General features: G+C 71.6%; 24 protein-coding genes and 1 tRNA gene. 12 read left to right on the top strand and 13 right to left on the bottom strand.

Translation table 11 applies throughout. From position 1 onward, the window contains the following. Positions 1 to 56: 56 nt before the first annotated feature. A complete protein-coding gene (locus AB0D48_RS15545; protein ID WP_362395837.1) occupies positions 57 to 1,439 on the top strand; it encodes an FAD-dependent oxidoreductase in 1,383 nt (460 codons plus the stop codon). A gap of 50 nt (positions 1,440 to 1,489) precedes the next feature. Here the strand turns inward: AB0D48_RS15545 and AB0D48_RS15550 are convergent. After that, positions 1,490 to 1,563 (bottom strand) — tRNA-Thr (locus AB0D48_RS15550). Positions 1,564 to 1,746: 183 nt separating this feature from the next. Here AB0D48_RS15550 and ugpC point away from each other — a divergent pair. From ugpC to AB0D48_RS15565, 3 genes are all read left to right on the top strand, one after another. After that, entirely contained in the window at positions 1,747 to 2,835 is a 1,089-nt protein-coding gene (gene ugpC / locus AB0D48_RS15555) for a sn-glycerol-3-phosphate ABC transporter ATP-binding protein UgpC (RefSeq protein ID WP_362395840.1), read from the top strand. Positions 2,836 to 3,076: 241 nt separating this feature from the next. Next, complete coding sequence (locus AB0D48_RS15560; RefSeq protein ID WP_362395843.1) at positions 3,077 to 3,490, top strand: hypothetical protein; 414 nt, start codon at positions 3,077 to 3,079, stop codon at positions 3,488 to 3,490. A 26-nt stretch (positions 3,491 to 3,516) separates the two neighbouring features. Beyond that, positions 3,517 to 4,293 (top strand): nucleotidyltransferase family protein, encoded by a 777-nt coding sequence (locus AB0D48_RS15565; RefSeq protein ID WP_362395846.1) that lies wholly within the window; start codon positions 3,517 to 3,519, stop codon positions 4,291 to 4,293. Positions 4,294 to 4,433: 140 nt separating this feature from the next. Here AB0D48_RS15565 and AB0D48_RS15570 read toward each other — a convergent pair whose 3' ends face one another. The 6 genes from AB0D48_RS15570 to AB0D48_RS15595 all read right to left on the bottom strand — a co-directional run bounded on the left by AB0D48_RS15570 (position 4,434) and on the right by AB0D48_RS15595 (position 10,653). After that, positions 4,434 to 5,942, bottom strand: coding sequence for a DoxX family membrane protein (locus tag AB0D48_RS15570; RefSeq protein WP_362395849.1), 1,509 nt, complete (start codon positions 5,940 to 5,942; stop codon positions 4,434 to 4,436). A 197-nt stretch (positions 5,943 to 6,139) separates the two neighbouring features. Beyond that, positions 6,140 to 7,111, bottom strand: a complete 972-nt coding sequence (gene rlmB, locus AB0D48_RS15575; RefSeq protein ID WP_362395851.1) for a 23S rRNA (guanosine(2251)-2'-O)-methyltransferase RlmB — start codon at positions 7,109 to 7,111, stop codon at positions 6,140 to 6,142. Between the two features lie 95 nt (positions 7,112 to 7,206). Further along, complete coding sequence (gene cysS, locus AB0D48_RS15580) at positions 7,207 to 8,607, bottom strand: cysteine--tRNA ligase (protein ID WP_362395854.1); 1,401 nt, start codon at positions 8,605 to 8,607, stop codon at positions 7,207 to 7,209. Between the two features lie 94 nt (positions 8,608 to 8,701). Then, the gene (ispF, locus tag AB0D48_RS15585; protein ID WP_362395857.1) at positions 8,702 to 9,205 is read right to left on the bottom strand and encodes a 2-C-methyl-D-erythritol 2,4-cyclodiphosphate synthase; all 504 of its coding nucleotides are present in this window, start codon (positions 9,203 to 9,205) and stop codon (positions 8,702 to 8,704) included. Continuing rightward, the gene (gene ispD / locus AB0D48_RS15590) at positions 9,195 to 9,950 is read right to left on the bottom strand and encodes a 2-C-methyl-D-erythritol 4-phosphate cytidylyltransferase (RefSeq protein ID WP_362395860.1); all 756 of its coding nucleotides are present in this window, start codon (positions 9,948 to 9,950) and stop codon (positions 9,195 to 9,197) included. Before ispD ends, ispF begins: the two co-directional genes overlap by 11 nt. Positions 9,951 to 10,170: 220 nt before the next feature. Further along, positions 10,171 to 10,653: a CarD family transcriptional regulator gene (locus AB0D48_RS15595; RefSeq protein ID WP_003953493.1), complete on the bottom strand. Its 483-nt coding sequence runs from the start codon at positions 10,651 to 10,653 to the stop codon at positions 10,171 to 10,173. Positions 10,654 to 11,311: 658 nt separating this feature from the next. Here AB0D48_RS15595 and AB0D48_RS15600 point away from each other — a divergent pair. Further along, positions 11,312 to 11,998: a DUF461 domain-containing protein gene (locus tag AB0D48_RS15600; RefSeq protein ID WP_362395863.1), complete on the top strand. Its 687-nt coding sequence runs from the start codon at positions 11,312 to 11,314 to the stop codon at positions 11,996 to 11,998. Between the two features lie 95 nt (positions 11,999 to 12,093). Here the strand turns inward: AB0D48_RS15600 and AB0D48_RS15605 are convergent, their stop codons facing one another. Continuing rightward, complete coding sequence (locus AB0D48_RS15605; RefSeq protein WP_030387286.1) at positions 12,094 to 12,774, bottom strand: response regulator transcription factor; 681 nt, start codon at positions 12,772 to 12,774, stop codon at positions 12,094 to 12,096. Beyond that, entirely contained in the window at positions 12,771 to 14,009 is a 1,239-nt protein-coding gene (locus AB0D48_RS15610; protein WP_362395866.1) for an ATP-binding protein, read from the bottom strand. The genes AB0D48_RS15605 and AB0D48_RS15610 overlap by 4 nt, the downstream gene beginning before the upstream one ends. A gap of 215 nt (positions 14,010 to 14,224) precedes the next feature. Between AB0D48_RS15610 and phoU the strand changes: the two genes are divergently transcribed. The 3 genes from phoU to AB0D48_RS15625 all read left to right on the top strand — a co-directional run bounded on the left by phoU (position 14,225) and on the right by AB0D48_RS15625 (position 17,159). Then, positions 14,225 to 14,902 carry a phosphate signaling complex protein PhoU gene (gene phoU, locus AB0D48_RS15615; RefSeq protein WP_362395869.1) on the top strand — a complete coding sequence of 226 codons (678 nt, stop codon included), beginning with the start codon at positions 14,225 to 14,227 and terminating at the stop codon, positions 14,900 to 14,902. A 171-nt stretch (positions 14,903 to 15,073) separates the two neighbouring features. Continuing rightward, entirely contained in the window at positions 15,074 to 15,223 is a 150-nt protein-coding gene (locus tag AB0D48_RS15620) for a hypothetical protein (RefSeq protein WP_167344738.1), read from the top strand. A 409-nt stretch (positions 15,224 to 15,632) separates the two neighbouring features. Beyond that, entirely contained in the window at positions 15,633 to 17,159 is a 1,527-nt protein-coding gene (locus tag AB0D48_RS15625; protein WP_362395873.1) for a hypothetical protein, read from the top strand. Between the two features lie 133 nt (positions 17,160 to 17,292). On the opposite strand, the gene AB0D48_RS15630 is transcribed toward AB0D48_RS15625, so the two are convergent. Further along, positions 17,293 to 18,054 carry a phosphoglyceromutase gene (locus AB0D48_RS15630; RefSeq protein ID WP_362395876.1) on the bottom strand — a complete coding sequence of 254 codons (762 nt, stop codon included), beginning with the start codon at positions 18,052 to 18,054 and terminating at the stop codon, positions 17,293 to 17,295. 151 nt (positions 18,055 to 18,205) lie between these two features. On the opposite strand from AB0D48_RS15630, the gene AB0D48_RS15635 reads away from it, so the two are divergent. Then, complete coding sequence (locus tag AB0D48_RS15635) at positions 18,206 to 19,492, top strand: MFS transporter (protein ID WP_362395879.1); 1,287 nt, start codon at positions 18,206 to 18,208, stop codon at positions 19,490 to 19,492. Between the two features lie 94 nt (positions 19,493 to 19,586). Here AB0D48_RS15635 and AB0D48_RS15640 read toward each other — a convergent pair whose 3' ends face one another. Both AB0D48_RS15640 and mshA read right to left on the bottom strand, forming a co-directional pair. Then, on the bottom strand, positions 19,587 to 20,087 hold the full coding sequence (locus AB0D48_RS15640) for a YbjN domain-containing protein (RefSeq protein WP_362395882.1): 501 nt from the start codon (positions 20,085 to 20,087) through the stop codon (positions 19,587 to 19,589). Beyond that, positions 20,080 to 21,450: a D-inositol-3-phosphate glycosyltransferase gene (gene mshA / locus AB0D48_RS15645; RefSeq protein WP_362395885.1), complete on the bottom strand. Its 1,371-nt coding sequence runs from the start codon at positions 21,448 to 21,450 to the stop codon at positions 20,080 to 20,082. Before mshA ends, AB0D48_RS15640 begins: the two co-directional genes overlap by 8 nt. A gap of 220 nt (positions 21,451 to 21,670) precedes the next feature. On the opposite strand from mshA, the gene AB0D48_RS15650 reads away from it, so the two are divergent. From AB0D48_RS15650 to AB0D48_RS15660, 3 genes are all read left to right on the top strand, one after another. Beyond that, positions 21,671 to 22,501, top strand: a complete 831-nt coding sequence (locus tag AB0D48_RS15650; protein WP_362395888.1) for a class I SAM-dependent methyltransferase — start codon at positions 21,671 to 21,673, stop codon at positions 22,499 to 22,501. Between the two features lie 266 nt (positions 22,502 to 22,767). Next, positions 22,768 to 23,808, top strand: a complete 1,041-nt coding sequence (locus AB0D48_RS15655; protein ID WP_362395891.1) for an NlpC/P60 family protein — start codon at positions 22,768 to 22,770, stop codon at positions 23,806 to 23,808. Between the two features lie 711 nt (positions 23,809 to 24,519). After that, positions 24,520 to 25,875, top strand: a complete 1,356-nt coding sequence (locus AB0D48_RS15660; protein WP_362395894.1) for a fused response regulator/phosphatase — start codon at positions 24,520 to 24,522, stop codon at positions 25,873 to 25,875. A 77-nt stretch (positions 25,876 to 25,952) separates the two neighbouring features. On the opposite strand, the gene AB0D48_RS15665 is transcribed toward AB0D48_RS15660, so the two are convergent. Then, on the bottom strand, positions 25,953 to 26,291 hold the full coding sequence (locus AB0D48_RS15665; protein WP_362395897.1) for a DUF2516 family protein: 339 nt from the start codon (positions 26,289 to 26,291) through the stop codon (positions 25,953 to 25,955). Positions 26,292 to 26,380 lie beyond the last annotated feature (89 nt).

Genomic DNA, 26,380 nt, shown 5'->3' on the forward strand with positions numbered 1-26,380 from the left:
AAGCACGACAACCAGTCCCTGGACACCCCTCCGAAACGGGGTGTAGCAACTCCCCCATGACGATCAACGGCGGCATTTCCTTCTGGTACGCGACCGACCACACCACCCCGGCCACCCCACCCCGCGCACCCCTCACCGCCGACGCCACGGCCGACGTCGTCATCGTGGGCGGCGGCTACACCGGCCTGTGGACCGCCTACTACCTGAAGGAATCCGCACCCGACCTCCGCGTCACCGTCCTGGAGCAGAAGTTCTGCGGCTACGGCGCCTCCGGACGCAACGGCGGCTGGCTCTACAACGGCATCGCCGGCCGCGACCGCTACGCCACGCTCCACGGCCACCAGGCCGCCCTCCGCCTCCAGCGCGCCATGAACGACACCGTCACCGAGGTCATCGACATCGCCGCCAAGGAAGGCATCGACGCCGACATCCACCGGGGCGGCGTCCTCGAAGTCGCCCGCACCCCCGCCCAGCTCACCCGCCTCAAGGCCTTCCACGCCGCCGAACTCTCCTTCGGCGAGACGGACCGCGAGCTCTACGACGCCACCGACACCCGTGCCCGCATCGACATCGCCGACGCCGTCGGCTCCAGCTGGACCCCGCACGGCGCCCGCATCCACCCCCTGAAGCTGGCCAAGGGCCTGGCCGTGGCCTGCGAACGCCTCGGCGTGGTGATCCACGAGTCCACCCCGGTCACGGACATCACCGCCGGGAAGGCGGTCACCCCGTACGGGACGGTCCGCGCCCCGTACGTCCTGCGCTGCACGGAGGGGTTCACCGCCGCCCTCAAGGGCCAGAAGCGCTCGTGGCTCCCGATGAACTCCTCGATGATCGTCACCGCCCCGGTCCCGGAGTCGACCTGGAAGCAGCTGGCCTGGTCGGACGCGTCGCTCCTGGGGGACATGGCCCACGCCTACATGTACGCCCAGCGCACCGCCGACGGCCGCATCGCGATCGGCGGCCGCGGGGTCCCGTACCGCTTCGGCTCCCGCACGGACAATGACGGCCGCACCCAGCCGGCCACCATCGACTCCCTCCGCGACCTCCTCTTCTCCTTCTTCCCGGCCCTCACCGGCACGGAGATCACCCACGCCTGGTCGGGCGTCCTCGGTGTCCCGCGTGACTGGTGCGCCACCGTCACCCTGGACGCCACCACCGGCCTGGGCTGGGCGGGCGGCTACGTCGGCTCGGGCGTCGCCACCACCAACCTCGCCGGCCGCACCCTCCGCGACCTGGTCCTCGGCAACTCCACGGACCTGACCACCCTCCCCTGGGTGGGCCACCGCGTCCGCCGCTGGGAACCGGAACCCTTCCGCTGGCTCGGCGTCCAGGCCCTCTACGCCGCCTACCGCGAGGCGGACCGCCGCGAGACCCTCACCCACACCCCGGCCACGGTCCCCCTGGCCCGCCTGGCCGACCGCATCTCGGGCCGCCACTGAACCCACGGAAGAAGGCCCCGGACGCAGCGGTCCGGGGCCTTCATGCGCAGAGCCCCCTGTCGGGTTCGAACCGACGACCCCCGCTTTACAAGAGCGGTGCTCTGGCCAGCTGAGCTAAGGAGGCATGCCCGTGCAGTGTACCCAGGGCCGGGCGGGGCGTCTGTCGAAAATTTCACGACGTCATCCGCCCCCGGAGTACTGACAGGAGCGGCCGTGGCGGGTAGCGTCGAGCGGAGTCCGCTTACTGGACTAGACCTTCCACTCGGATCGTCCGGCACGTTCCTGCCGGTAGAAGGGATTCATCACCATGGCTTCTGTCACTTTCGACAAGGCGACCCGGCTGTACCCCGGCGGCGACAAGCCCGCCGTCGACCAGTTGGAGCTGGAGATCGAGGACGGCGAGTTCCTCGTCCTCGTCGGTCCGTCCGGCTGCGGCAAGTCCACCTCGCTGCGCATGCTCGCCGGCTTGGAGGACGTCAACGGCGGCGCCATCCGCATCGGTGACCGCGACGTCACGCACCTGCCGCCCAAGGACCGGGACATCGCGATGGTGTTCCAGAACTACGCGCTCTACCCGCACATGTCCGTCGCCGACAACATGGGCTTCGCGCTCAAGATCGCCGGTGAGGACAAGGCCACCATCCGCAAGAAGGTGGAGGACGCGGCGAAGATGCTCGACCTCACCCAGTACCTCGACCGCAAGCCGAAGGCGCTCTCCGGCGGCCAGCGCCAGCGCGTCGCCATGGGCCGCGCCATCGTGCGCAAGCCGCAGGTGTTCCTGATGGACGAGCCGCTGTCGAACCTCGACGCCAAGCTCCGCGTGTCCACCCGTACGCAGATCGCGGCGCTCCAGCGCGACCTCGGCATCACCACCGTCTACGTCACCCACGACCAGGTCGAAGCCATGACGATGGGCGACCGCGTGGCGGTCCTCAAGGACGGTCTGCTCCAGCAGGTCGACACCCCGCGCAACATGTACGACCGCCCGGCGAACCTGTTCGTCGCGGGCTTCATCGGCTCCCCGGCCATGAACCTGGTCGAGGTCCCGATCACCGACGGGGGCGTGAAGTTCGGCGACAGCGTGGTCCCGGTGTCGCGCGAGGCGCTGTCGGCCGCGGCCGACGCGGGCGACCGCACCGTCACGGTGGGCGTGCGCCCGGAGCACTTCGACATCGCCGAGTCCGGCGGTCTGACGATCGTCGTGAACGTGGTCGAGGAGCTCGGCGCCGACGGGTACGTGTACGGATCGGCGACCTCCGCCGCGGGTTCGCAGGACCTCGTGGTCCGCGTGGGCGGGCGGCAGGTGCCCGAGAAGGGTTCGAGCCTGCACGTGGTGCCGCGGGCCGGCGAGATCCACGTGTTCTCGACGTCCTCCGGCGAGCGGCTCTCCAGCTGACACGGCTCGGATGATTCGGGCAGTGCGGCCGTGAGGCCGCGAGAAGGGGCGTTCCGTCTGACGGGGCGCCCCTTCTCACATCACCCCGGCTTCTCATGTCGTCCCGGCGCCGCGACAACCCCGGCAGAACGGCCCATTCAGCCCCGCCCGTCAACCCGTAATTCGAAAAACCACGTCGAACCATCCCCCGTCAGGGTGACTAAATGTCGCCATATCTTCACCGAGCGCTACTCTCGCCCTCGTGACCCACACTGCCCGCCGTATCGGCCGTTCCCTCGCCCTGGTCCTGCCCGTCGTCCTGGTCCTGTCCGGGACCCTCGCGGTCACCATGGTCCCCTGGGCGGACACCTCCTCCTCCCAGATCCTGACCGCGTCCGCCGAGGACGTCTCCGTCCCCGCGAAGCCGCGCGCGGTGCAGGACGTGCTGCGCGACAAGCTCGTCGGCGAGATCCAGCAGGGCCAGGAGCCGGGTGACGTCCTGACCCACCTCCAGCAGGAGGTGAACAAGCGGCCGTCACTGGCCGAGCACTGCGTGGGGATCGCGCGGGCGCTGGGACGGGCGGCCGTCGACGCGTACGGTCCGACGAAGGCCCAGTCCTTCGCCCGTCCCGTGTGCGACACCTCGTACGCGACCGGCGTCGCCTCCATGGGCTGACCCGCCCCGTCCCTACGCTGGCCGGCATGACCGACGCCGAACCCGCGTTCTCCGCACCCCGATCCGACCCTCCCGCAGCCGCGTTCCCCGCCGCCCCCACCCAGGCAGTCGTCCTGGCGGGCGGCCAGGGTTCGCGGCTGCGGCCGTACACGGACGACCGTCCGAAGCCGATGGTCGAGATCCCGGGGACGGGCGTGCCGATCATCGGACACCAGCTGGCCTGGCTGGCCTCGGAGGGGGTCACGGACGCCGTGGTCTCGTGCGGGCACCTCGCCGGCGTGCTCCAGGAGTGGCTGGCGGGGGCGCAGTTGCCGCTGCGCGTGACGACGGTGGTGGAGGAGGAGCCGCTGGGGCGGGGCGGCGGCCTGAAGCACGCGGCACGCCGTCTCCCGCACCCGGACCGTGCCTGGTACGCGACGAACGGCGACATCTGGACCCGTTTCTCGCTGCGCGAGATGGCCGCGTTCCATGCGGAGCGCGGCGCCGTGGCGACGCTCGCGCTGGCCCGTCCGCGGATCCCGTGGGGGGTGGTGGAGACGAACGAGTTCGGGCAGGTGCTGGACTTCATCGAGGCGCCGCCGTCGCCCTATCCGGTCAACGCGGGCGTGTACGTCTTCGGGCCCGAATTCGCCGCGCTGCTGCCGGACTTGGGGGACCACGAGCGGACCACGTTCCCGCGGCTGGCGCGCGAGCGCCGCCTGGCGGGCTTCCCGCTGCCCCAGGGGGCCTACTGGCGGGCGATCGACACGGCGAAGGACCTGACCGAGGCCGCACGGGAGTTGGCGGCGCAGACGGGCCCCTGAGGCCCTTCACGGGCCACGCGGCGTATGCCACGTGGCATACGGCGCTTCGCGCGCCCGGCAGACGCGGAGGGACCCGGCACGCCGTGCGTGCCGGGCCCCTCGTTGCGTCGAGGCTGTAGAACTGCCGAGCTGTGGAGTGCTCAGCCGATGATTCCGCCGATGAGGCCGGGCTGCTTCGTCGGGGTGCCTCCGCTCGTCGACCCCGAGGTGGTCGGCGCCTTCGGTGAGGTGGAGGTGGACTGCCGCGGCGTGCTGCGCGGGGTCTGCCTGCCGGTGGTGCCCTTCGTCGCGGTGGGCGACTCGGAGCGGGTTCCGGCGGTCTCGCGGGCGGGGGCGCCGGACGCGGTCCTGCCGGACTTCGCGGCCGGTTCGGAGGGGGTGGCGGAGGGCTGGGGCGCCGTCTTCGAGGGCTGCTGGGAGGGCTGCTGCCTGGCGGGTGCCTTCGGCAGCGGGCGGCCGGGCAGGTAGTTGCTGGGGGCCTGCCCCGGACCGGGCACGGTGACCACGGTGGAGGAGCGGACGGCGCCGCCGAGGAGCGAGCCGACGAGCAGGGTGAGCCCGCAGACGACGGTGGCCATGACGGCTCCGCGGCGCAGGACGCGCCGGCGCAGCTGCCAGACCTCCGAGCGGGGTCCGAGGGTGCGCCAGGCCTCGCCGGCGAGGCGCCCGTCGAGGGAGTAGACCGGCGCGCCCGCGATGATCAGCGGGCTCCAGGCGGCGAGGTAGATGATGTCGGGCGCGTCGTACGCCGGGACGGTCTTCCAGCTCACCGTCATCAGCAGCGCGGCGGAGAGCAGCGCCCCGAAGCAGGCGGCGAACCGCTGCCACAGGCCGAACACGGTCAGCACGCCGACGATGACCTGGAGGAACGCCACGGTCAGGCCGGCTCCGACCGGGTGCGCGAGCGCGAAGTCGCGCAGCGGTTCGGCGAGGGCCCAGGGGTGGAGGGTGCGCAGCCAGGTGACCATGGAACCGCGCTCGCCGCCGTCGAAGTAGACGGGGTCGCACAGCTTGCCCATGCCTGCGTAGATGGAGATGAAACCGAGGAAGACGCGCAGCGGGAGCAGCACGACGCCGAGGTTCATCCGGCGGCCGGGGTAATAGGAGGCCTGGGCGCGCGTGTCGGGGCCGGGCCGCCGGGAGTCCGCTGTGGGTCCGGCGCCGCCGGGCGGGTCACCGTACGGCAGGTCCCGTACGGGGGCCATCGGGCGGGTCTCGCCGGGGGCCCCGTAGGTGCGCTGGCCGATGACCGTCGGCGTGGCCGGGGTGTCGTCGGCGAGGTCGTGGGCCAGGTCGATGCGCGGGATGACCTGGGTGGCGCCGCCGTCGTACTCGTCGTGCCCGCGGCCGGCCTCCCGTACGGCCTGGAGGAGTCCGCCCATCGCAGCGGAGTCACCGGCCTCCGACCTGCCGCTCCAGACCACGGGGGATCTGCGGCGGGTCGCTCCGGCGGTGGCGGCCACGGCGCCGCCCAGGACGGGTGCCCGGCCGGGAGCCTTCGCGGGCTTGGAACGCGCGCTCGGGCTCGGTGCGAGCCGCACGCGGAAGCTGGCGTGGTTGACGATGACCTGTGCGGGATCGCACGGCACCTTGACCATGCTCAGCGCGGGCTGGTCGTCGAACCCTGACGTTCTGGTGTCCACACTCATCTAACCGAGTGATCAGTGGTTAGGACACTGCCTTGACACCAGGGATGTGTCCGAGACCCGTCAAGATCAAGCCACCCCGCCCATCACGGGCGGGGTGACACGCTCACGGGTCACGTTCCGTGGGCCAAGTGGATCAAGCAGATCGCCTGGATCGGGGCAGATCAGAGCCGATCAGGGCACCTGCGCAACCGTGCCGGTCAGACGCGACCGCGGTCCGCGCGGCGGCGGGCGGCCTCGTAGAGGACGACGCCGGCGGCGACACCGGCGTTGAGGGACTCGGCGCCGCCCGGCATCGGGATGCGGACGAGGTAGTCGCAGTTCTCGCCGACGAGGCGGCCGAGGCCCTTGCCCTCGGAGCCGACGACGATGACGACCGGGCCGCCGAGCGCGTCCAGGTCGTTCACCGTGTGCGTGCCCTCGGCGGCGAGGCCGACGATGGTGATGCCGGCCTTCTTGTAGTCCTGGAGGGCGCGGGTCAGGTTGGTGACGCGGGAGACCGGGGTACGGGCGGCGGTGCCGGCCGAGGTCTTCCAGGCGCCCGCGGTCATGCCGGCGGCGCGGCGCTCGGGGATGACCACGCCGTGGCCGCCGAAGGCGGAGACGGAGCGGACGATCGCGCCGAGGTTGCGCGGGTCGGTGACACCGTCGAGGGCGACGATCAGCGGGTCCTCGCCGTCGTCGTACGCGGCGGCGGTGAGGTCCTCGGGGTGCGCGTACTCGTACGGCGGGACCTGGAGGACGAGGCCCTGGTGGTTGAGCCCGTTGGTCATGCGGTCGAGCTCGGGGCGCGGGGCTTCCATCAGGTTGATGTTGCCGCGCTCGCCGGCGAGCTGGAGGGCCTCGCGGACGCGCTCGTCGTTGTCGATGAACTGCTGCACGTACAGCGTGGTGGCCGGGACCCCGTCGCGCAGCGCCTCGAAGACCGGGTTGCGGCCGACGACCATCTCACTGGTGCCCTTGGGACCGCCGCGGCGCGGGGCGGGGCGGCGCTTGGCCGCCTGCTTGGCCATGGCGTTGGTGATGCGGTTCTTCTTGTGGCCCTTGCGCTCGGCGGCGGGCGGCGTCGGGCCCTTGCCCTCCAGGCCCTTGCGTCGCTGGCCACCGCTGCCGACCGTCGCGCCCTTCTTGTTGGACGTGCGGCGGTTCCTGCGCTGGCTGTTCCCGGCCATGACTTCTACCTGTTTTCGTTGATGCTGCGGTATGTACGTATGAAGAGTGTGCCGCCCGGAGCGCCGGGCGGCACACCAAGTTCAGCTGCCCGCGCTCAGCGGGGGCCGAGCGTCCAGCGCGGGCCCGTCGGGCTGTCCTCGATGACCAGACCGGACTGCTGGAGCTGGTCGCGGATGGCGTCGGCGGTGGCCCAGTCCTTGCGGGCACGGGCGGACTCGCGCTGCTCGAGGACGAGGCGTACGAGCGTGTCGACGGCGCCGTGGAGGTCCTCGCCACGGTCGGCCTCGCCCGCCCAGTGCGGGTCGAACGGGTCCAGGCCGAGGACGCCGAGCATGGCCCGTACCTCGGACAGCCGGGCGATGGCCGCGTCCTTGTCGTCGGCGGCGAGCGCACTGTTGCCCTGGCGGACGGTGGTGTGGACGATGGCGAGCGCCTGCGGGACGCCCAGGTCGTCGTCCATGGCTTCGGCGAAGGCGGGCGGGACCTCGGCGGCGGGCTCGACGGCCCCGCCGGCCTTCTCGATGACGCGCTGGCAGAAGCCCTCGATGCGGGCGAAGGCGGACTCCGCCTCGCGCAGGGCCTCCTCGCTGTACTCGATCATCGACCGGTAGTGCGGGGTGCCGAGGTAGTAGCGCAGGACGATCGGACGCCACTGCTTGACCATCTCGGAGACGAGGACCGAGTTCCCGAGGGACTTGGACATCTTCTCGCCGGACATGGTGACCCAGGCGTTGTGGACCCAGAACTTCGCGAACTCGTCGCCGAAGGCCTTGGCCTGGGCGATCTCGTTCTCGTGGTGCGGGAAGATCAGGTCCAGGCCGCCGCCGTGGATGTCGAAGGCCTCGCCGAGGTACTTGTGCGCCATGGCGGAGCACTCCAGGTGCCAGCCGGGGCGGCCCCGGCCCCACGGGGTCTCCCAGGAGGGCTCGCCGGGCTTGACGGACTTCCACATGGCGAAGTCGCGGGCGTCGCGCTTGCCGGTCTCACCGGTGCTCTCCGGCTGGCGGATGTTGTCGAGCTCCTGGCGGGAGAGCGCGAGGTAGTCCGGGTAGGACTTCACGTCGAAGTAGACGTTGCCCTCGGACTCGTAGGCGTGACCGCGCTCGATGAGGCCGCGCATCATCTCGACCATCTCGGTGACGTGGCCGGTGGCGCGGGGCTCGTAGGTGGGCGGGAGGCAGCCGAGGGCGGCGTAGCCGTCGTTGAAGGCGCGCTCGTTCTCGTAGCCGATGGACCACCAGGGGCGCCGCTGCTCGGCGGACTTCGCGATGATCTTGTCGTCGATGTCCGTGACGTTGCGGATGAAGGTGACGTCGTAGCCCCGGTACTCGAACCAGCGGCGCATCATGTCGAAGTTGAGGCCGGACCGGATGTGCCCGATGTGCGGGGCCGCCTGCACCGTGGCGCCACACAGGTAGATCGAGACGCAGCCCGGGACGATCGGGGTGAAGTCACGGATCTGCCGGGCGCTGGTGTCGTACAGGCGAATAGTCACGGCATCCAGGGTAGTGCGCGCATAGCAGTGCCCCGCGACCCTTTGGGGCCCCGGGGCACCTTTGTTGCCGAAGAAGTGCCGCCTCCGGCTGTTTTCAGGTCTGGTTCGTCCGGTACACGAGGGCCGTGGCGATGGCGGCGAGCCCTTCGGCCCGGCCGGTGAGGCCCAGTCCGTCGGTGGTGGTGCCGGAAACGGAGACGGGGGCGCCCGCCGCGGCGGCGAGCGCCTTCTGCGCCTCTTCGCGCCGTTTGCCGATCTTCGGGCGTACGCCGATCACCTGGATGGCGATGTTGCCGATCTCGAAGCCCTCCGCGCGGACGATACGGGCGGCTTCCGCCAGGAGGGTGACGCCGGCGGCGCCGGACCACTCGGGGCGGGAGGTGCCGAAGTGCGCGCCGAGGTCTCCGACGCCGGCGGCGGAGAAGAGGGCGTCGCAGGCGGCGTGCGCGGCGACGTCGCCGTCGGAGTGTCCGGCCAGGCCGTCCTCCCCCTCCCAGAGGAGCCCGGCGCACCACAGCTCGCGGCCGGTCTCGAAGGCGTGCACGTCGGTGCCGATGCCGACGAGCGGGATCAGGGGACCGGGGGGACTAGTACGCATCGGTGGCCCTCCTGCGGGCGAGTACGGCCTCGGCGAGGACCAGGTCGAGGGGGCGGGTGACCTTGAAGGCCTCTTCGTGGCCGGGGATGACCACGACGGTGACGCCGAGGCGCTCGACCATGCCCGCGTCGTCGGTGGCGCCCTCGCCGTCCGCCGTGCCCGCCGCGAGTTCCTCGTGCGCGCGCCGGAGGGTGGCGAGGTCGAAGCCCTGGGGGGTCTGTACGGCGCGGAGCCGGGCCCGCTCGGGCGTGGCGAGGACGGGCTCGGGTTCGCCGGGCTTGCCGGGCTCGACCTCCTTGACGGTGTCGGCCAGCGGGAGGGCGGGCACCACGGCGGGGGCTCCGTCACGGACGGCCTCGACGACGGAGTCCACGGTGTCGACGGGGACCAGCGGGCGGGCCGCGTCGTGCACGAGCACGGAGGTGATGTCCGGCGGGAGCGCGTCCAGGCCGGCGCGTACGGACTCCTGGCGGGTCTCCCCGCCGGGGACGACCAGGATGTCGGTGCGGTCGGGCAGCGCGTGCTCGTCGAGCAGGAGGCGTACCTCGGCGGCGCCGTCGGGGGGGGCCACGACGACCACGAGGGAGACCGCTCGGGAGCGGGCCATCGCGCGGACGGCGTGGATGAGCATCGGGATACCGCCGAGGGCCCGCAGGGCCTTGGGGGCACCGGGGCCGAGGCGTACCCCGCGGCCGGCGGCCGGGATCACCGCGGCGGTGCGGTGGGGGCGCGTTTCGTCAGACATCAGTAGCTCCGAGCCAGGTTTGTGACTTCGGCCGACATGGGTATGGCCCTGGGGGTAACCCCCGGCACGCCAGTGAGGCAGCAGTTCAGAAGATCATGGAAACAGACATGCCGCAGCGCCCGGCGACAGGCCTCTCGTGGAGGAGAGGCAGTGTCATCGGGCACCACGGCACAACTGTGTACACACTGTTTTGATGAACTTCGATGAACGGGAACTCGCGTCAGGACGCGAGAACCTCGTCGAGGAGGGCCTCGGCCTTGTCCTCGTTCGTGTTCTCGGCGAGCGCGAGCTCGCTCACCAGAATCTGACGCGCCTTCGCGAGCATGCGCTTCTCACCCGCGGAAAGCCCGCGCTCACGCTCACGACGCCACAGGTCACGCACCACTTCGGCGACCTTGATGACATCGCCAGAAGCGAGCTTCTCCAGATTTGCCTTGTAGCGCCGGGACCAGTTCGTCGGCTCTTCTGCATACGGTGCGCGAAGCACCTCGAAGACCCGGTCCAGCCCGTCCTGGCCGACTACGTCGCGAACGCCGACGAACTCCGCATTGTCCGCAGGCACACGAACCGTCAGGTCGCCCTGGGCGACCTTGAGCACCAAGTAGGTCTTGTCCACGCCTTTGATCTGACGAGTCTCAATGGCCTCGATCAGCGCGGCCCCGTGATGGGGATAGACCACGGTGTCGCCAACCTTGAACGTCATGTGACAGGTACCCCTTCCGTGGCTATCCAGGGTAACACGAGAACTGACTGTTATGAATGGCGTTTTCGCAGGTCAGGGCACATCTCGGGGCTTGACAACAGCGACAGGAACGTGCTGCGGAAGGCTTGCGGAAGGGGGTATTCGCAGGTCGGGGGTGCTGTGCGGACCAGGCGAAAGGGCCACGCTACACCTGCCGGGCAGGGCCGCCAGTGTGACGTACGTCCCGTTTTGCCGGTTTCGGAGTCGGGAAACCGAACTACTCCGTTGGACTGGCGGGCGCCCACACGCAGCGGGTTCCGGCCCAATCCTGAATTGATCACGAAGCGGTGTTCGGGGAATCCGGAAATTGATCACGGCGCGCCCGGCGCACGATATGCGCGCGCCGCGAGATCGGCGCGGTGATGGGCAAGGGGAACGGCAAGGGGAACGGCAAGGGAACGACATGAGGACGGCAAGGGGGGACGGGGCGCGAATGCAAGATCGCGGAGCGGGCGGGACACCCCGCCGGGAGCGGCCGCCGCGCTGCGGAGGGTCGGGTGCGGGGGCGGGGTGGCGGCTCGGTAACCTAAGCGCGCTGACACACCCTTAGAGCGGCTTTACCTCGGCCGTTCCGAGAGCCCACCCGCCCCTTCCGTTCGTCCAAGGAGTTGCCGCCGCCGTGAGCCGCAGCCTTCGACGCGGCGCCCTCGCCGCCACTGCCGTCGTGTTCTCGATCGCCTCGCTGGCCGCATGCGGTGCGGGCAACGACGCGCAGACCCTCCAGATCAAGCCGGACAACGCCGCCGTCACCAAGGGCGACATCAAGATCCAGAACGCACTGGTGATCACCCAGGGCCAGAAGGAGAAGAAGGGCCCCGCCTCCGTGTCGGCGACGGTCTTCAACGCCGGCGCCAAGGCGCAGACCCTCGACGGCATCACCCTTCCGGGTAGCAAGGGCAAGGTCGTGCTGAAGGCCGCCGAGGGCACCGGCAAGGTCACCGTGCCGGCCGGCGGCTCCGTGGTGCTGGGCGGCAAGGGCAACGCGTCCGCCGTGATCGAGGACGGCGCCGAGGCGGCCAAGGACGGCGACGTGCAGGACGTCGTCTTCCAGCTGAGCAGCACCGGCGACGTCGAGCTGGAGGCCTTCGTGGTCCCGGCCACCGGCATGTACGCGGGCTTCGGCCCGACCTCGGCCCCCGCCCCGGCCGCCGGCTCCACCCCGTCGGGCAGCCCCTCGGGCACCCCGTCCGGCAGCCCCTCGGGTGCCGCCACCGGCGCGGCGGCCTCGGGCAGCCCCTCCGGCTCCCCCTCGGGCAGCGCCGCCGGTACGCCGTCGGGCGCCGCCTCGCACAGTGCGGGCCACTGACACACGGAGCGGCGTACGCGTACGCACACGGGAAGGGCCCCGGTCGCAACGGCGACCGGGGCCCTTCCCGCACGTACGGCTGTGACGACTCCGGCCTACGGCTCGAACTTGTAGCCGAGGCCGCGCACCGTGACCAGGTAGCGCGGTGCGCCCGGGTCCGGCTCGATCTTGGCGCGCAGGCGCTTGACGTGGACGTCCAGGGTCTTGGTGTCACCGACGTAGTCGGCGCCCCAGACACGGTCGATCAGCTGCATGCGCGTCAGTACGCGGCCCGCGTTGCGCAGCAGCATCTCCAGCAGGTCGAACTCCTTCAGCGGGAGGTCCACCTTCCCGCCGGCGACGGTGACCACGTGGCGGTCGACGTCCATGCGCACGGGGCCCGCCTCCAGGGCAGCCGGGGTGACCTCCTCCGGCTCGCCGCGGCGGCGCAGGACCGCGCGGATACGGGCGACCAGCTCCCGCGAGGAGAAGGGCTTGGTGACGTAGTCGTCGGCTCCTATCTCCAGCCCGACGACCTTGTCGATCTCGCTGTCCTTGGCCGTCACCATGATCACGGGGACGTTGGAGCGGCCGCGCAGCTGCCGGCAGACCTCCGTGCCGGGCAGCCCGGGGAGCATCAGGTCGAGGAGGACGAGGTCGGCGCCGTTGCGCTCGAACTCGTCGAGCCCGTCGGGCCCGGTCGCGGCGATGGCGACCTCGAAGCCCTCCTTGCGGAGCATGTAGGACAGGGCGTCGCTGAAGGATTCCTCATCCTCGACGACGAGCACTCGGGTCACGGAAGGACCTCCGGGGCAGGAATGGCTGTTGCTGATTCAGGCAGGGGCGGTGCGGAGGCGGGGGCCGTCGCCGGGGCCGGCGCGGCCGCTTCGGGGAGTCGCAGCGTGAACGTGGAGCCCTGGCCCTCCGAACTCCACACCGACACCTCCCCGCCGTGCGAGGCCGCTACATGCTTCACGATCGCAAGGCCGAGGCCCGTTCCTCCCGTGGCACGGGAGCGGGCCGGGTCCACGCGGTAGAAGCGCTCGAAGATGCGCTCGCGGTCCTTTTCGGGGATGCCGATGCCCTGGTCGGTCACGGCGATCTCGATCAAGTCTCCCCCGGGTGCCGTCACCCTGCGCCCGGCTATGCCGACGCGGGTGCGGGCGGGGCTGTAGTTGACGGCGTTCTCGACCAGATTTCCGAGGGCGGCCGCGAGCTGTCCCCGGTTGCCCCAGACGCGCAGGTCGGCGGTGCCGCCCGCGGCCATGGTGATCTGCTTGGAGGACGCCGTGTGACGGCAGCGGTCGATGGCCTCGGCGACCAGCGTGTCCACGCGGACGGGCTCGGCGTCCTCCAGCGGGTCGTCGTTCTGCACCCGGGAGAGGTCGATGAGCTCCTGTACGAGGTTGATCAGCCGGGTGGCCTCGATCTGCATGCGGCCCGCGAAGCGGCTGACGGCCTCGGGGTCGTCCGCAGCGTCCATGACGGCCTCGGACAGCAGGGAGATCGCCCCGACCGGGGTCTTCAGCTCGTGCGACACGTTGGCGACGAAGTCGCGGCGCACCGCCTCGATGCGGCGGGCCTCGGTGAGGTCCTCGACCAGGAGGAGCACGAGGCGGGAGCCGAGCGGGGCGACTCGCGCCGAGACGGCCAGGGCCTCGCCACGGCCGGTGCCGCGCCGGGGGAGGTCCAGTTCGACCTGGCGTATCTCCCCGTCGCGGCGGGTGTCGCGGGCCATGTGGAGCATGGGTTCCACGGCGAGCTTCCCGCCGCGGACCAGCCCGAGGGCGTACGCCGCCGAGCTGGCCTTGACCACCGCGTCGCCCTCGTCCAGTACGACGGCGGAGGAGCGGAGCACGGACAGGACGGTGTCCACGCCGGGCGGGAGCACCGCATTGATGTCGGGGCGCATGGAGCTCCGGGTGGGGCGGGCCTGGTCGCGCTCGCTCCAGCGGAACGCCAGCATGGCGATGACGCCGGTGCAAAGACCGGCAATCGCTGCAGCTGCGGCGACCGCCGCGTTCACGTCCATGCATCCAGGTTAAGCAGGCACAACGACACTTCCACAGCCGTTCGGGTGGCACCTCGAACAGTCGTCGCCCAGAGTTCACCCTGGCGACGGGGTTGATTCACTTGTGGTGCCGGAGTCGGACGCGTTTGCGGCTCACCGTGTCAACGTGGGGCAGGAGGCCGCCCCGGCCGGCCCCCCGGGCAGTAGTGCCGTAGGTCAAGAGAGGGACACCAGACATGCGTGACGCGTACCACGAGGAACTGGACTCGATCGGTGAAAGCCTGGTCGAGATGGCCCGGCTGGTCGGTTCCGCGATCGGGCGGGCCACGACGTCCATGCTCGACGCGGACCTGAAGCTCGCCGAGAGTGTCATCGCCGCCGACCAGAAGGTCGACGACCTCCAGCACGACCTGGAGGCACGCGCCATCGCGCTGCTGGCCCGGCAGCAGCCGGTCGCCACCGACCTGCGCATCGTCGTGACCTCGCTCCGGATGAGCGCCGACCTGGAGCGCAGCGGTGACCTGGCCCAGCACGTGGCCAAGCTGGCCCGGCTGCGCTTCCCGGACAGGGCCGTGCCGCGGGACCTGCACGCCACCATCCTGGAGATGGGGCAGCTGGCGCAGCGGCTGATGGCGAAGGCCGCCGAGGTCATCATCACCAAGGACGTCGACCTCGCCCTCCAGCTGGAGCAGGACGACGACGAGATGGACCAGCTGCACCGCACGCTGTTCCAGCACCTGATGGACGACCGCTGGAAGCACGGCATCGAGACGGCGGTCGACGTGACGCTGCTGGGCCGCTACTACGAGCGCTTCGCGGACCACGCGGTGTCGGTGGCCAAGCGCGTGGTCTACCTGGTGACGGGCGAGCACGCGGACGAACTCCAGCCGCCGACGCAGGTCGAGGGCGTCTGACCGTACGGGCACGGGCGGGGCGGCGTCGGGCGGCGACCGGGCGGCGTCGGGGCACACCGGGCGGGCGGCGGCGAGCCCCAATGCGCCGTTGACGCGCCGCTGTGGCTGGGCATGAATGAGGCGAGGCGGTCCATCGTGCGAAGTCCCGTACGCCGCCCACGAGGAGGAACCATGCCCGATTCCCCCGTCCCCATCACCCCGGAGCAGGAGCAGCCGCCGAGGCCGGAGCCCCTCCGCCTCCCGCTGCTCGCAGCCTGCGGCTGCGGCTCGGGCTGCGGCTGCGGCTGCCAGTCCGGCGCCCCCTGCCAGTGCGGCGGCTGACCCGCCCGCCCCCGCTCGACGCACGCGAAGGGCCCCGTCCGAACTTCCTTCGGACGGGGCCCGTTTCGTGCGTGGGCGCCACTTCTCGCCCTTCCCCGGTGAGGGATCACTTCCCCGGAATGCCGGTGAGGTGCGGGCCGTTGTCGATCAGCCGGCCGTGGCTGGCCCTGTTCTCGGCCTTCTGCCTCTCTGCCGGCGTGACACACGGGACGTCGCCGTCGAAGCTGTCACGCCAGACGTCTGTGCCCAGCGGAGAGTCCGCCGGACCCGTGCCGGGTGATCGCCCGCGCGCTGCTATGTAGGCTGTGCGCGAGCTCATGCTGAGCGCGTTCAAAAGCTAAAAAACGGGGGGGGTTCGGTGCGCAATCGCCGACTCGTAATGTCCGCTGCCGCCATCGTGGCGGCAAGCATGGGTTTCATACCCGGCACGGCTCAGGCCGCTGATCCGGTCAAGCCCGCCGCGCAGGCGGCGGGAGCACCTGCGGTCGACCCGGCAGAGGGTGTGGCGGCAGGGTTCGGGACCTTCACGAGCGCCGCCCCGAGCGGCGCGCAGCTGAGTCTGTTCCTGAGCGCCCGGATGTCGTCGGCGCACGGCTTCGAGCTGACGACCTCGCTCAACAGGGGTACCCCGCCGCTGGACACCACCATCGACTGGGGTGACGGGACCACGGGCACGGTGGTGGCCTCCGGTTCTTCGGAGACGCGGACCAAGCACATCTACAAGGAGCTCGGCGAGTACACGATCAAGGCCACTGTCGTCGATCCGGTACTCGGGACGCACGCCACCAACGAGGTACAGGTCAAGACGCTGGGCTCGGAGTTCACCCCGTACGGTCCCACCCGCCTGCTGGACACCCGCAGCGGCACGGGCGCCGTCAAGGGCAAGGTCCAGGGGTACTCCTCGACCCGCCTGAAGGTCGCGGGGAACGGCGGCATCCCCACAGGGGTCACCGCCGTCGCGCTCAACGTGACCGCCACCAACACCACCAGTGGCGGACACGTCAGCGTCTTCGCCTCCGGTGACACGCGGCCGACCGCATCGAACATCAACTTCGAGGCCGGTCAGACCGTCCCGAACCTGGTGATCGCGAAGGTCGGCGAGGACGGCTACGTCGAGCTGTACAACGGCGGCTGGGAGCCGGTCGATCTGATCGCGGACGTCACCGGCTACTTCGGCCGGCAGGAAGCCGGCGGGTATGCCCCGCAGGCGCCGGCCCGGGTCGTCGACACCCGTGACGGGACCGGCACGCAGCGCGGTCCCGTCGCCGGCCAGGGGACCTTCACCGTCAAGGTGGCCCAGCCGGGCGCCACCGCCGTCGCGCTGAACGTGACGGTCACCAATCCGCAGGAGGCCGGTCACCTGACCGTCCACCCGGCCGGGCAGGCGGCGCCGACCACGTCGAACGTGAACTTCACCGCCGGGCAGACGGTCGCCAACTCGGTGATCGTGCCGGTCGGCAAGGACGGCGAGATCACCGTCCGCAACGGCGCCTGGGCCCCGTCCGACGTCATCGTGGACCTGGTCGGCACGTACAGCACCGCGAGCGGCGGTGCCGCCTACGTGCCGGTCACGCCCGGCCGGACGATCGACACGCGGAGCTGGCCCAACGGGCCGTGGCCCACGCGCGGGTACATCCGGCAGGCCTTCTCGCTGGAGCAGGAGGCCTGGGTGCTGAACACCACGGTCACCAACACGCGCGGCACGGGCTTCCTCTCGGTCGCACCGGACCCCAACTCGAGCATCGACTACGCCCACGGAACCGCCGTCACTCCGGAGCGTCCGGTGTCCTCCACCCTGAACTGGACGGCGGGCAAGACCGTCGCCAACCTGGTTCAGACGAGAACCGGCCCCTACGGCATCGTCGACCTCTGGAACCAGGGCTGGGACGCCGCCGACCTGGTCGTCGACATCTTCGGCTACTACGACAACGAGTAGCCGAGCAGTGCTTCGAGGCGTCCCGGGACCGGCCCGTCGGCCGTTCCCCGGCTCCGTGCCCACAGTGGGCCCGGAGCAGACGAAAGCCCCTGACCTGCACCGAACGCGCGGGTCAGGGGCATGATCGCGATACTTACTTCTTCTTGCCCTGGTTCTTGACGGCCTCGATGGCGGCCGCGGCCGCGGCCGGGTCGAGGTAGGTGCCGCCCGGGTTGAGGGGCTTGAAGTCGGCGTCCAGCTCGTAGGAGAGCGGGATGCCGGTCGGGATGTTCAGGCCCGCGATGTCGGCGTCGGAGATGCCGTCCAGGTGCTTGACCAGCGCGCGCAGGGAGTTGCCGTGCGCGGCGACCAGCACCGTGTGGCCGTCCAGCAGGTCCGGGACGATCGAGTCGTACCAGTACGGGAGCATGCGGACGACGACGTCCTTGAGGCACTCGGTGCGCGGGCGCAGCTCCGGCGGGATGGAGGCGTAGCGCGGGTCCTCGGACTGCGAGAACTCCGTACCGTCCTCGAGGGCCGGCGGCGGGGTGTCGTACGAGCGGCGCCACAGCATGAACTGCTCCTCGCCGAACTCGGCGAGGGTCTGGGCCTTGTCCTTGCCCTGGAGGGCGCCGTAGTGGCGCTCGTTCAGGCGCCAGGAGCGGTGGACCGGGATCCAGTGACGGTCGGCGGCCTCGAGCGCCAGCTGCGCGGTGCGGATCGCGCGCTTCTGGAGCGAGGTGTGCACGACGTCGGGGAGCAGGCCGGCGTCCTTGAGCAGCTCACCGCCGCGGACCGCCTCCTTCTCGCCCTTCTCGTTGAGATTGACGTCCACCCAGCCGGTGAACAGGTTCTTCGCGTTCCACTCGCTCTCGCCGTGGCGGAGGAGGATCAGCTTGTACGGTGCGTCGGCCATGCGTACGAGCCTAATGGACGGGCCGGACCGCTCGCGCGCGGTGTCCGCCCCCTGTCAATTGACGGCGGACGTCAATTGAGTGGCGCCGGAAGGCGCCCACTCGTAATGTGCGGGGAGCCAGAGAGACACTTACACGCCCGGGGGGATCCTTATGTCCGTTGCCAGTCTGAGACGGGCCGCCCGGGAGAGCGTGTCGGGGCTGCCCCGCGAGTTCTGGTGGCTGTGGACGAGCACGCTCGTCAACCGCCTCGGGGCCTTCGTCGCCACGTTCATGACCTTGTACCTGACCGTGGACCGGGGCTACTCGGCCTCCTTCGCGGGACTCGTGGTCGCCCTCCACGGGCTCGGCGGTGTGATCTCCTCGCTCGTCGCGGGCGTGATGACCGACCGGCTGGGCCGGCGGCCCACGCTGATGGCCGCGCAGGCCTCGACCGCCTTCTCCGTCGCGCTGCTGGGCTTCATGGAGCACCCGGCGGCGATCGCGGCCGTCGCGCTGCTGGTCGGCATGACCTCGAACGCGTCCCGGCCGGCCGTGCAGGCGATGATGGCGGACATCGTCCGCCCCGAGGACCGGGTACGGGCCTTCGCGCTCAACTACTGGGCGATCAACCTCGGCTTCGCCGTCTCCGCGACGGTGGCCGGCTTCGTGGCGGAGTACAGCTACCTGGCGGGGTTCCTGGGCGAGGCGGCGCTGACGCTGCTCTGCGCGGTCCTGGTGTACGTGAAGCTGCCCGAGTCGCGGCCCGAGAAGGGCGACGCGGCGCAGCAAGCAGCCGAGGCGGAGATCGGCCTGGGCACGGTGCTGCGCGACGGCCATTTCATGGGCGTGGTCGGGCTGTCGTTCCTGATCTCGCTGATCTTCATGCAGGGCTCGTTCGGGCTCCCGCTCGCGATGGGCTCGGCGGGCTTCTCCGCCGGCGACTACGGCATGGTCGTCGCCGTGAACGGGATCCTGATCGTGCTGCTGCAGATCCCGGTCACCCGGTTCATCGAGCACCGCGACCCGCAGAAGCTGCTGGTGATCTCGGCGCTGCTGGCGGGGTACGGGTTCGGACTCACGGCTTTCGGCGGCTCGATCGGGGTCCTCGGACTGACCGTCTGCGTGTGGACCCTGGCCGAGATCATCAACTCGCCGACCCAGATGGGCCTGGTCGCGCGGCTCTCCCCGCTGCACGGGCGCGGCCGCTACCAGGGCATGTACACGATGTCCTGGGCGGTGGCCTCGCTCATCGCGCCGCTGCTGGCGGGCTTCGTGATCGACCGTTTCGGGGCGGCCTGGCTGTGGGGGACGACCGCGGTCCTGGGGACGGTGGCGGGGCTCGGGTACTGGCTGCTGATGAGGAGCCTCCCGGCTGCCGCGGGCGCGGGTCAGGAACCCGAGGCCGCCACGGCTGCCGCCCCGGTGTCCCCACCGCTCCCGGCCGCCGCCGAGGCGTAGGGCCGGATCGCCCGCAAGGCCGTTTCAGCCCCGTCGGCGTTTGAGGCGCGGGGGTCCGGGGGCCGGCCCCCGGCAGCTGCGCCGCACCGGCAGGTCAGGACGCCGGCTGCGTCAGGTGCTTGAACGCGTCGAGGTTGTACGTCGGCTCCCCACGGGACACCCGCCATTCGTACTCCCGCCGGATCGCGCTCGCGAACCCCAGCTCCAGCAGGGTGTTGAACGCGCCGTCCGCCGCCTCCAGGACCGTGCCGAGCAGCCGGTCCAGGTCGTCCGGGGTGATCACGGACAGCGGGAGCCGCGCCGTGAGGTAGACGTCACCGAGGCCGTCCACCGCGTACGCCATCCCGTACAGCTTCAGGTTGCGCTCCAGCAGCCACCGGTGGACGCCGGCCTCGTTCTCGTCCGGGTGCCGGATCACGAAGGCGTTGACCGACAGCGAGTGCCGTCCGATCCGCAGCGAGCACGTGGTGCTCAGCTTGCGGGTGCCGGGGAGCTGGACGACGTACGAGCCCGGTCCGGGGCTCTCCCAGCTCAGCTCCGAGCCGGTCAGGACGCTCTCGATGATCGCGGTGGTGTCGGTGTCAGCGTCAGCCATGGTGGGAGCGTACGCGACGGCGATGATCATGCATGGCCGCGGTGTACACGTCGGCCGTGCCGCTCGCGGCCGTGTCCCAGCCGAAGAACTGCGCGTGCCGCGCGGCCTCGGCGCCCATCCGGTCGGCGAGCCCGGGCTCGTCGACGAAGCGGCGCAGCTCCCGCGCGTAGTCCACGGGGTCGTGGCCCGGTACGAGGATGCCCGTGACCCCGTCGTTGACGGCGACGGGCAGGCCGCCGACCTCGGCGGCGAGCACCGGCGTACCGCTGGCCTGCGCCTCTATGGCGACGAGCCCGAAGGACTCGCTGTACGAGGGCATGACCAGCACGGACGCCGCGCGGAACCAGTCCGCGAGCCCGTCCTGCGCGACCGGCGGATGGAAGTGCACGAGATCGGCGATGCCCAGCTTCGCGGCGAGCTTCTGCAGGCCCTCCGGCTTGGCGAGGCCGCTGCCGCTGGGGCCGCCGACGACGGGGACGAAGAGGCGGCTGCGCATCGAGGGGTCCCGGTCGACCAGCTCGGCGACGGCGCGCAGCAGGATGTCGGGGGCCTTGAGCGGCTGGATGCGGCCGGCGAAGAGCGGGATGACGGCGTCCTGCGGCAGGCCCAGGCGGACGCGGGCGGCGGCCCGGCCGTCGCCGACGGTGAAGCGGTCGAGGTTCACGCCGGGGTGGACGACGGCGACCTTGCCCGAGTCGGCCTCGTAGTAGCGGACGAGTTCGTCGGCTTCCTCGGCGGTGTTGGCGATGAGCCGGTCCGCGGCGGCCACGATCTGGGTCTCGCCTATGACGCGGGCCGCGGGCTCGGGCGTGTCGCCCTCGGCCAGCGCGGCGTTCTTGACCTTGGCCATGGTGTGCATGGCGTGCACGAGCGGCACGCCCCAGCGCTCGGCGGCGAGCCAGCCGACGTGGCCGGAAAGCCAGTAGTGGGAGTGGACGAGGTCGTAGAAGCCGGGGCGGTGGCCGGCCCACGCCTGCATCACGCCGTGGGTGAAGGCGCACAGCTGGGCCGGGAGCTCCTCCTTGGCGAGGCCTTCGTACGGGCCCGCGTCCACGTGCCGTACGAGGACGCCGGGGGCCAGCTCGACCACGGGCGCCAGGCCCCCCTCGGTGGCCCGGGTGAAGATCTCGACCTCGATGTTGATCGCGGCGAGGCGCTTGGCCAGCTCCACGATGTAGACGTTCATCCCGCCGGCGTCGCCGGTGCCGGGCTGGTGCAGCGGTGAGGTGTGCACGCTGAGCATGGCCACGCGGCGGGGCTTGCGGTGGTGGCCCACGGCGGGGAGGCGCATGCGCGGAGGCTCGTGGCGGGTGGCGCGGGCGGCGGCGAGACGGCCGCTGATGCGGGACACGTACTGACTCAAGGGAGCAGTTCCTCTCGCTCGGACGGGCCACTCGGACGATCGGACAGGCCACTCGGACGGCATGACTGCAGGAGCACCGCTCGGCGCTCTGCAAGCAGTGCAACCCGGATGGGCGCCCCGCGCATTCCGGGGTCTCCAGGTTTTGCTCGATGTTTCTTGGCGGGGCACGGGAAGAGGCCTGATTTTCATCGGGCGAGGGCCCTCCGCTTACGCTCGGCTCATGGCCTCCCGCACCACCCCGACCCCGAGCCGCGTCCCCGGCCGCCCCGTGGGCTCGGTGACGCGCGGGACGACGAACCCGAACCGGTTGCGCCGGATGGACCGCTGGATCGCCGCCACGCACGGGGCGGCGCTGCGGCGCGCGCAGGCGCCGGTCGCTGTGGACCTCGGATACGGGGCCGCGCCCTGGACGGCGGTCGAGCTGCTGGCGCGGCTGCGCGAGGCGGCGCCGCGGGTGCGGGTGGTCGGCATCGAGATCGAACCGGCGAGGGTCGCTGCGGCGAAGCCGTACGAACGGGAGGGGCTGAGCTTCCGGCACGGCGGCTTCGAGGTGCCGCTGGACGGGCCGGGCGGCGGGGAACGGCCGGCGCTGATCCGCGCGGCGAACGTACTGCGCCAGTACGACGAGGAGCAGGTCGCGGCGGTGTGGCAGCGGCTGTGCGCGCGGCTGGCCCCGGACGGGCTGCTGGTGGAGGGGACCTGCGACGAGATCGGGCGGCGGCACGTGTGGGTCGCGCTGGGGCCGGAGGGAGCGCGCACGGTGACCTTCGCGACCCGGTTGGGCTCCCTGGAGCGGCCCTCGGACCTGGCGGAGCGGCTGCCGAAGGCGCTGATCCACCGCAACGTGCCGGGCGAGCCGGTGCACGCGTTCCTGCGCGACTTCGACCGGGCGTGGGCGGCGGCGGCTCCGTACGCCTCGTACGGCGCCCGGCAGCGCTGGATCCGGACTGCGCGGGCGCTGTCCGGCGACTGGCCGCTGGCGGACGGGCCGGGGCGGTGGCGGCAGGGGGAACTGACGGTGCGCTGGGAGGCGTTGCGCCCGACGGGGTGAATGCGGCGCCGTGGGGAACCGGTGATACGGATCGCCCGTTGAGCCGTCAGGGATGGGGTCCGTTGGGGCGGACAAGGTCGGACGAACACCCGTGAGGGTGTTGCAATTCATCGACTCGTGGCACCATCCCGAAGGCAGCGATAAGTTACTGACGAATAGTCAGATTCTCTACGCAGTGATGCGGGGTCTGGCTCGGGGTGCCTGGGGGGACCATGGGGGCCGAAAGGCGACAGCGAGGCGCAAGCGCTCTCGTGCTGCTGTGCGCGATGGCGGTACTGACGGCACCGGGCCTGGCGACGGGCACGGCGTACGCGGCACCGGCCGCGCCGGCCGCTCCCGGAGCGCCGGCGGCACCCGCGCCCGAGCCGGGCGCCAAGTCCCTGGAGCAGGTCCGCAAGGAGATAGAGGACCTCTACCGCCAGGCGGGCACCGCCACGGACGCGTACAACCTCGCCGAGGCCGAGGCCAAGGCCCAGTCGGACAAGATCGTCGAGATCGCCAACCTGATCGTCGCCGGCCAGGAGCGGATCACCACCCTGAAGGGCCGCGCGGGCGCTGCCGCCCGGGCCCAGTACCGCTCGGGCGGCCTGCCGGCGGGCGCGAAGCTGGCGTTGAGCGATGACCCGGGCAAGTTCCTCGACGGGGCGGGCCGGCTGAAGCAGGGCGAGAAGGCCGCGTCGGACATGCTGGCCGAACTGGACCGGACGCAGAACGACTTGAAGCGGTATGCGCAGGAGGCGAGCGCGCACTGGGCGACGCTGGAGGCCAACCGGCTGAAGCAGGAAGCCTCGAAGAAGCAGATCGAGGAGAAGATCAAGGCTGCGGAGGAGCTGGAGAACAAGCTCGAAGCCGAGGAGAAGGCCCGGCTGATCCAGCTGGAGCAGGAAGCGCAGTACAAGGCGCAGACGGCGTGGCTGTCGTCGGGCGCGATGAAGGACGTCAACGGCGCGGCGACGGAGGCCGGGAAGCGGGCCGTGCAGTTCGCCACCGCCCAGGTCGGCAAGCCGTACGTCTGGGGAGCCGAGGGTCCGGGCTCGTTCGACTGCTCCGGCCTGACCTCCCAGGCCTGGCTGGCGGCGGGCAGGCCGATCCCGCGCACCTCGCAGGAGCAGCTGCGGCTGCTGCCGAAGGTCGCGCTCAAGGACATGCGCCCGGGCGACCTGATCATCTACTTCGACGACGCGAGCCACGTCGCGATGTACGTCGGCGACGGCGCGATGGTCCACGCCCCACGGCCCGGCCGGAACGTGACGATAGCGGGCGCGGGCTCGATGCCGATCAAGGCAGTGGTCCGCCCGGACGCGTAGCCCTTGAGCGGACCGCCGCACGTACCGCTGGCGGGGGCACTGGCCGCCCCGCCGCGGCCCCCGGGCCGGGCCGCGGCCCGGCCCGCCACGGTACCCGGGCCGCCGGGCCGCGGGCCGGGCCACCACGCGTACCCGGGCCGCGGGGCCCCCGCAACACGACGTGTTGGTACGCCCGGACGCGTAGCCCTCGGGGGCGGCGGGGATCGGCCGCCGGGGCGCTCGCACCGGCCCCACCGACCGACCGGGGGCGGGTGCCGGGCGCACGGCCTCCGGCGGGCAGGCCGCTGCACCGGGGATCGGCCGGGCAGCCGGAGCCGTCTGCGGGTGGGCCCGCCAAGGGCCGCGCCCGGGCCGGGGCCCGGTTGGCTCGGCGCCCCGGGCGGTCGGCAGCCGAGCCACCGAAGCCGTCACCTGTCCGGCACCGGCAGCGGCCGGCCGCCAGCGGCGGGCCGGCCTGCGTCGGGGGCGCACCGGCGCAGGTGGCTTCGGGGCGGCCGGTGGAGGCAACCGATCCGGCGTCCGGCGCGTCTGGGTGGACGGGACGGACACGGCCCCCGCGTGACTTTTGTCATCCAGTGAGGCCGATTTTCCCCCGCGATAACGGCATATGACGGAGGCCTTGGCCCAGGACGGCATTCCGCTCGCCGGGCCTGGACCGCTAGGGTCTGCCGGACGAGCGCACCCTCGGGGGGAGGGAAGGAACCGGAGACGATGCCCGTACCCGTACCGCGGCAGAGGGACACCCCGGCCACGGAGAGCGGTCAGGCCGTTCTGCACACCGCCGCGCCGCCCCTCGCGGGAGCGACCGCGCCGGCGGTCGGCGAGGCGACCTCGCACACGATCTCGCAGACGACCTCGCAGACGACCGCCCTTACCCTCCTGGTCATCGAGGACGACCCCGCCGGCGGCCTCACCGTCCCCGAGATCCTCGACGCCGACGGCCACCGCATCCGGATCCGCACCGCCCGCAACCTCACCGAGGCCGCACGGCTGCTCACGCCCGACGTGCACTGCATCCTGCTCGACCTGTCCCTCCCGGACACGGGCCCCCGTACGCCGTCGCCGTCCCCGTCCGCCGCGGCGACCGCCGTGGACCGGCTGGCCGCCCTCCGCCAGGTGCTCCGGATCGCCCCCGGTCACGCCGTCCTCGTCCTGACCGCCGAGGACGACGCCGAGCGCGCCGCCGAGGCCGTCCGGGTCGGCGCCCAGGACTTCCTCTTCCGCGACGAGCTGGACGGCCGGCTGCTGAGCCGTGCCATCCGCTACGCGGTGGAGAGAAAACGGGCGGACATCGCCCAGTACAAGCTCGCAGAATCGAAACTGCGCGCCCAGGAGAACGCCCGCCTGGAACGCGGGCTGCTCCCCAACCCCCTCCTGGAGGGCTCCGACCTCCGCTTCGCCGCCCGCTACCGACCCGGTCGCAGCCGGGCCCTCCTCGGCGGCGACTTCTACGACACCGTCCGCACCCCCGACGGCACCGTCCACGCCATGATCGGCGACGTCTGCGGCCACGGCCCCGACGAAGCCGCCCTCGGCGTCGAGCTCCGCATCGCCTGGCGCGCCCTGACCCTGGCCGGCCTGTGCGGCGACGACCTGCTGGCCACGCTCCAGGAGGTCCTGGAGGTGGAGCGCCCCTGCGAGGAGATCTTCGCGACGCTCTGCACCGTGGACATCTCCCCCGACGGCCGCCGCGCGGGCCTGTGCCTGGCCGGGCACCCGGCCCCGCTGATATCCAGGCCGGGCCGCCCCGCGCGGCTCCTTCCGTACGAGAACAGCGGCCCGGCACTGGGACTGCTGCCCAAGGCCCGCTGGCCCCGGCGCCAGGTCGAGCTCGGCGGCACCTGGAGCCTGATGCTCTACACCGACGGGCTGATCGAGGGCCGGATCGGTGAGGGCAAGGAGCGTCTCGGGCAGGACGGGATGGTCGAGATGATCAACCGTCACCTGGACCGCGGGCTGAGCGGCGAGGGTCTGCTGGAGGCCGCCGTCACCGAGGCGCGCCGCCTCAACGGCGGCGAACTCACCGACGACGTGGCCGTGGTCCTGCTCTCCCGCGCCGAAGGCTGAGCCGAACGGGGCGGTACGGGGCGCTACCGCCCCGGTGGCACGGCGCGGTGCGGTACCGCTACGAGGCCTAGCGAGGCCTAGCGACCGCCGTTGTACGGCCCGTACGGCCCGTCGCTGCTGCTCCCGCCGCTGCGCCGGCCGCCGCCCGAGACCTGCTTGAGAGCGGGGCGTACGTCGACGAAGAACACGATGGTCGCGACCAGGCCGGCGATCTCCAGGAACAGCATCCCCAGGAAGAAGTCCACGAGGACGGTGATGCCGAGAATGACCAGCCAGAAGGTCTTGGTCTGCTTGTCGGCCGCCCGGTACGCGTCCTCACGCGCCAGCAGCGCGAACACGAAGGCCACCACCGCGAGCACCAGCATGGCGAGCCCGAGCAGCGGGATCACCCCTCGATCGAACCCGTCCATCAACATCGCTTCGACCGCCTTCTCATGCTCGTGTTCCGCACACCTGATTCCACGCTACCGGCACGAACGCCCTCGTGAACCACAACGGGCCGGAC

Source organism: Streptomyces sp. NPDC048269 (assembly GCF_040652395.1).
Taxonomy (GTDB): domain Bacteria; phylum Actinomycetota; class Actinomycetes; order Streptomycetales; family Streptomycetaceae; genus Streptomyces.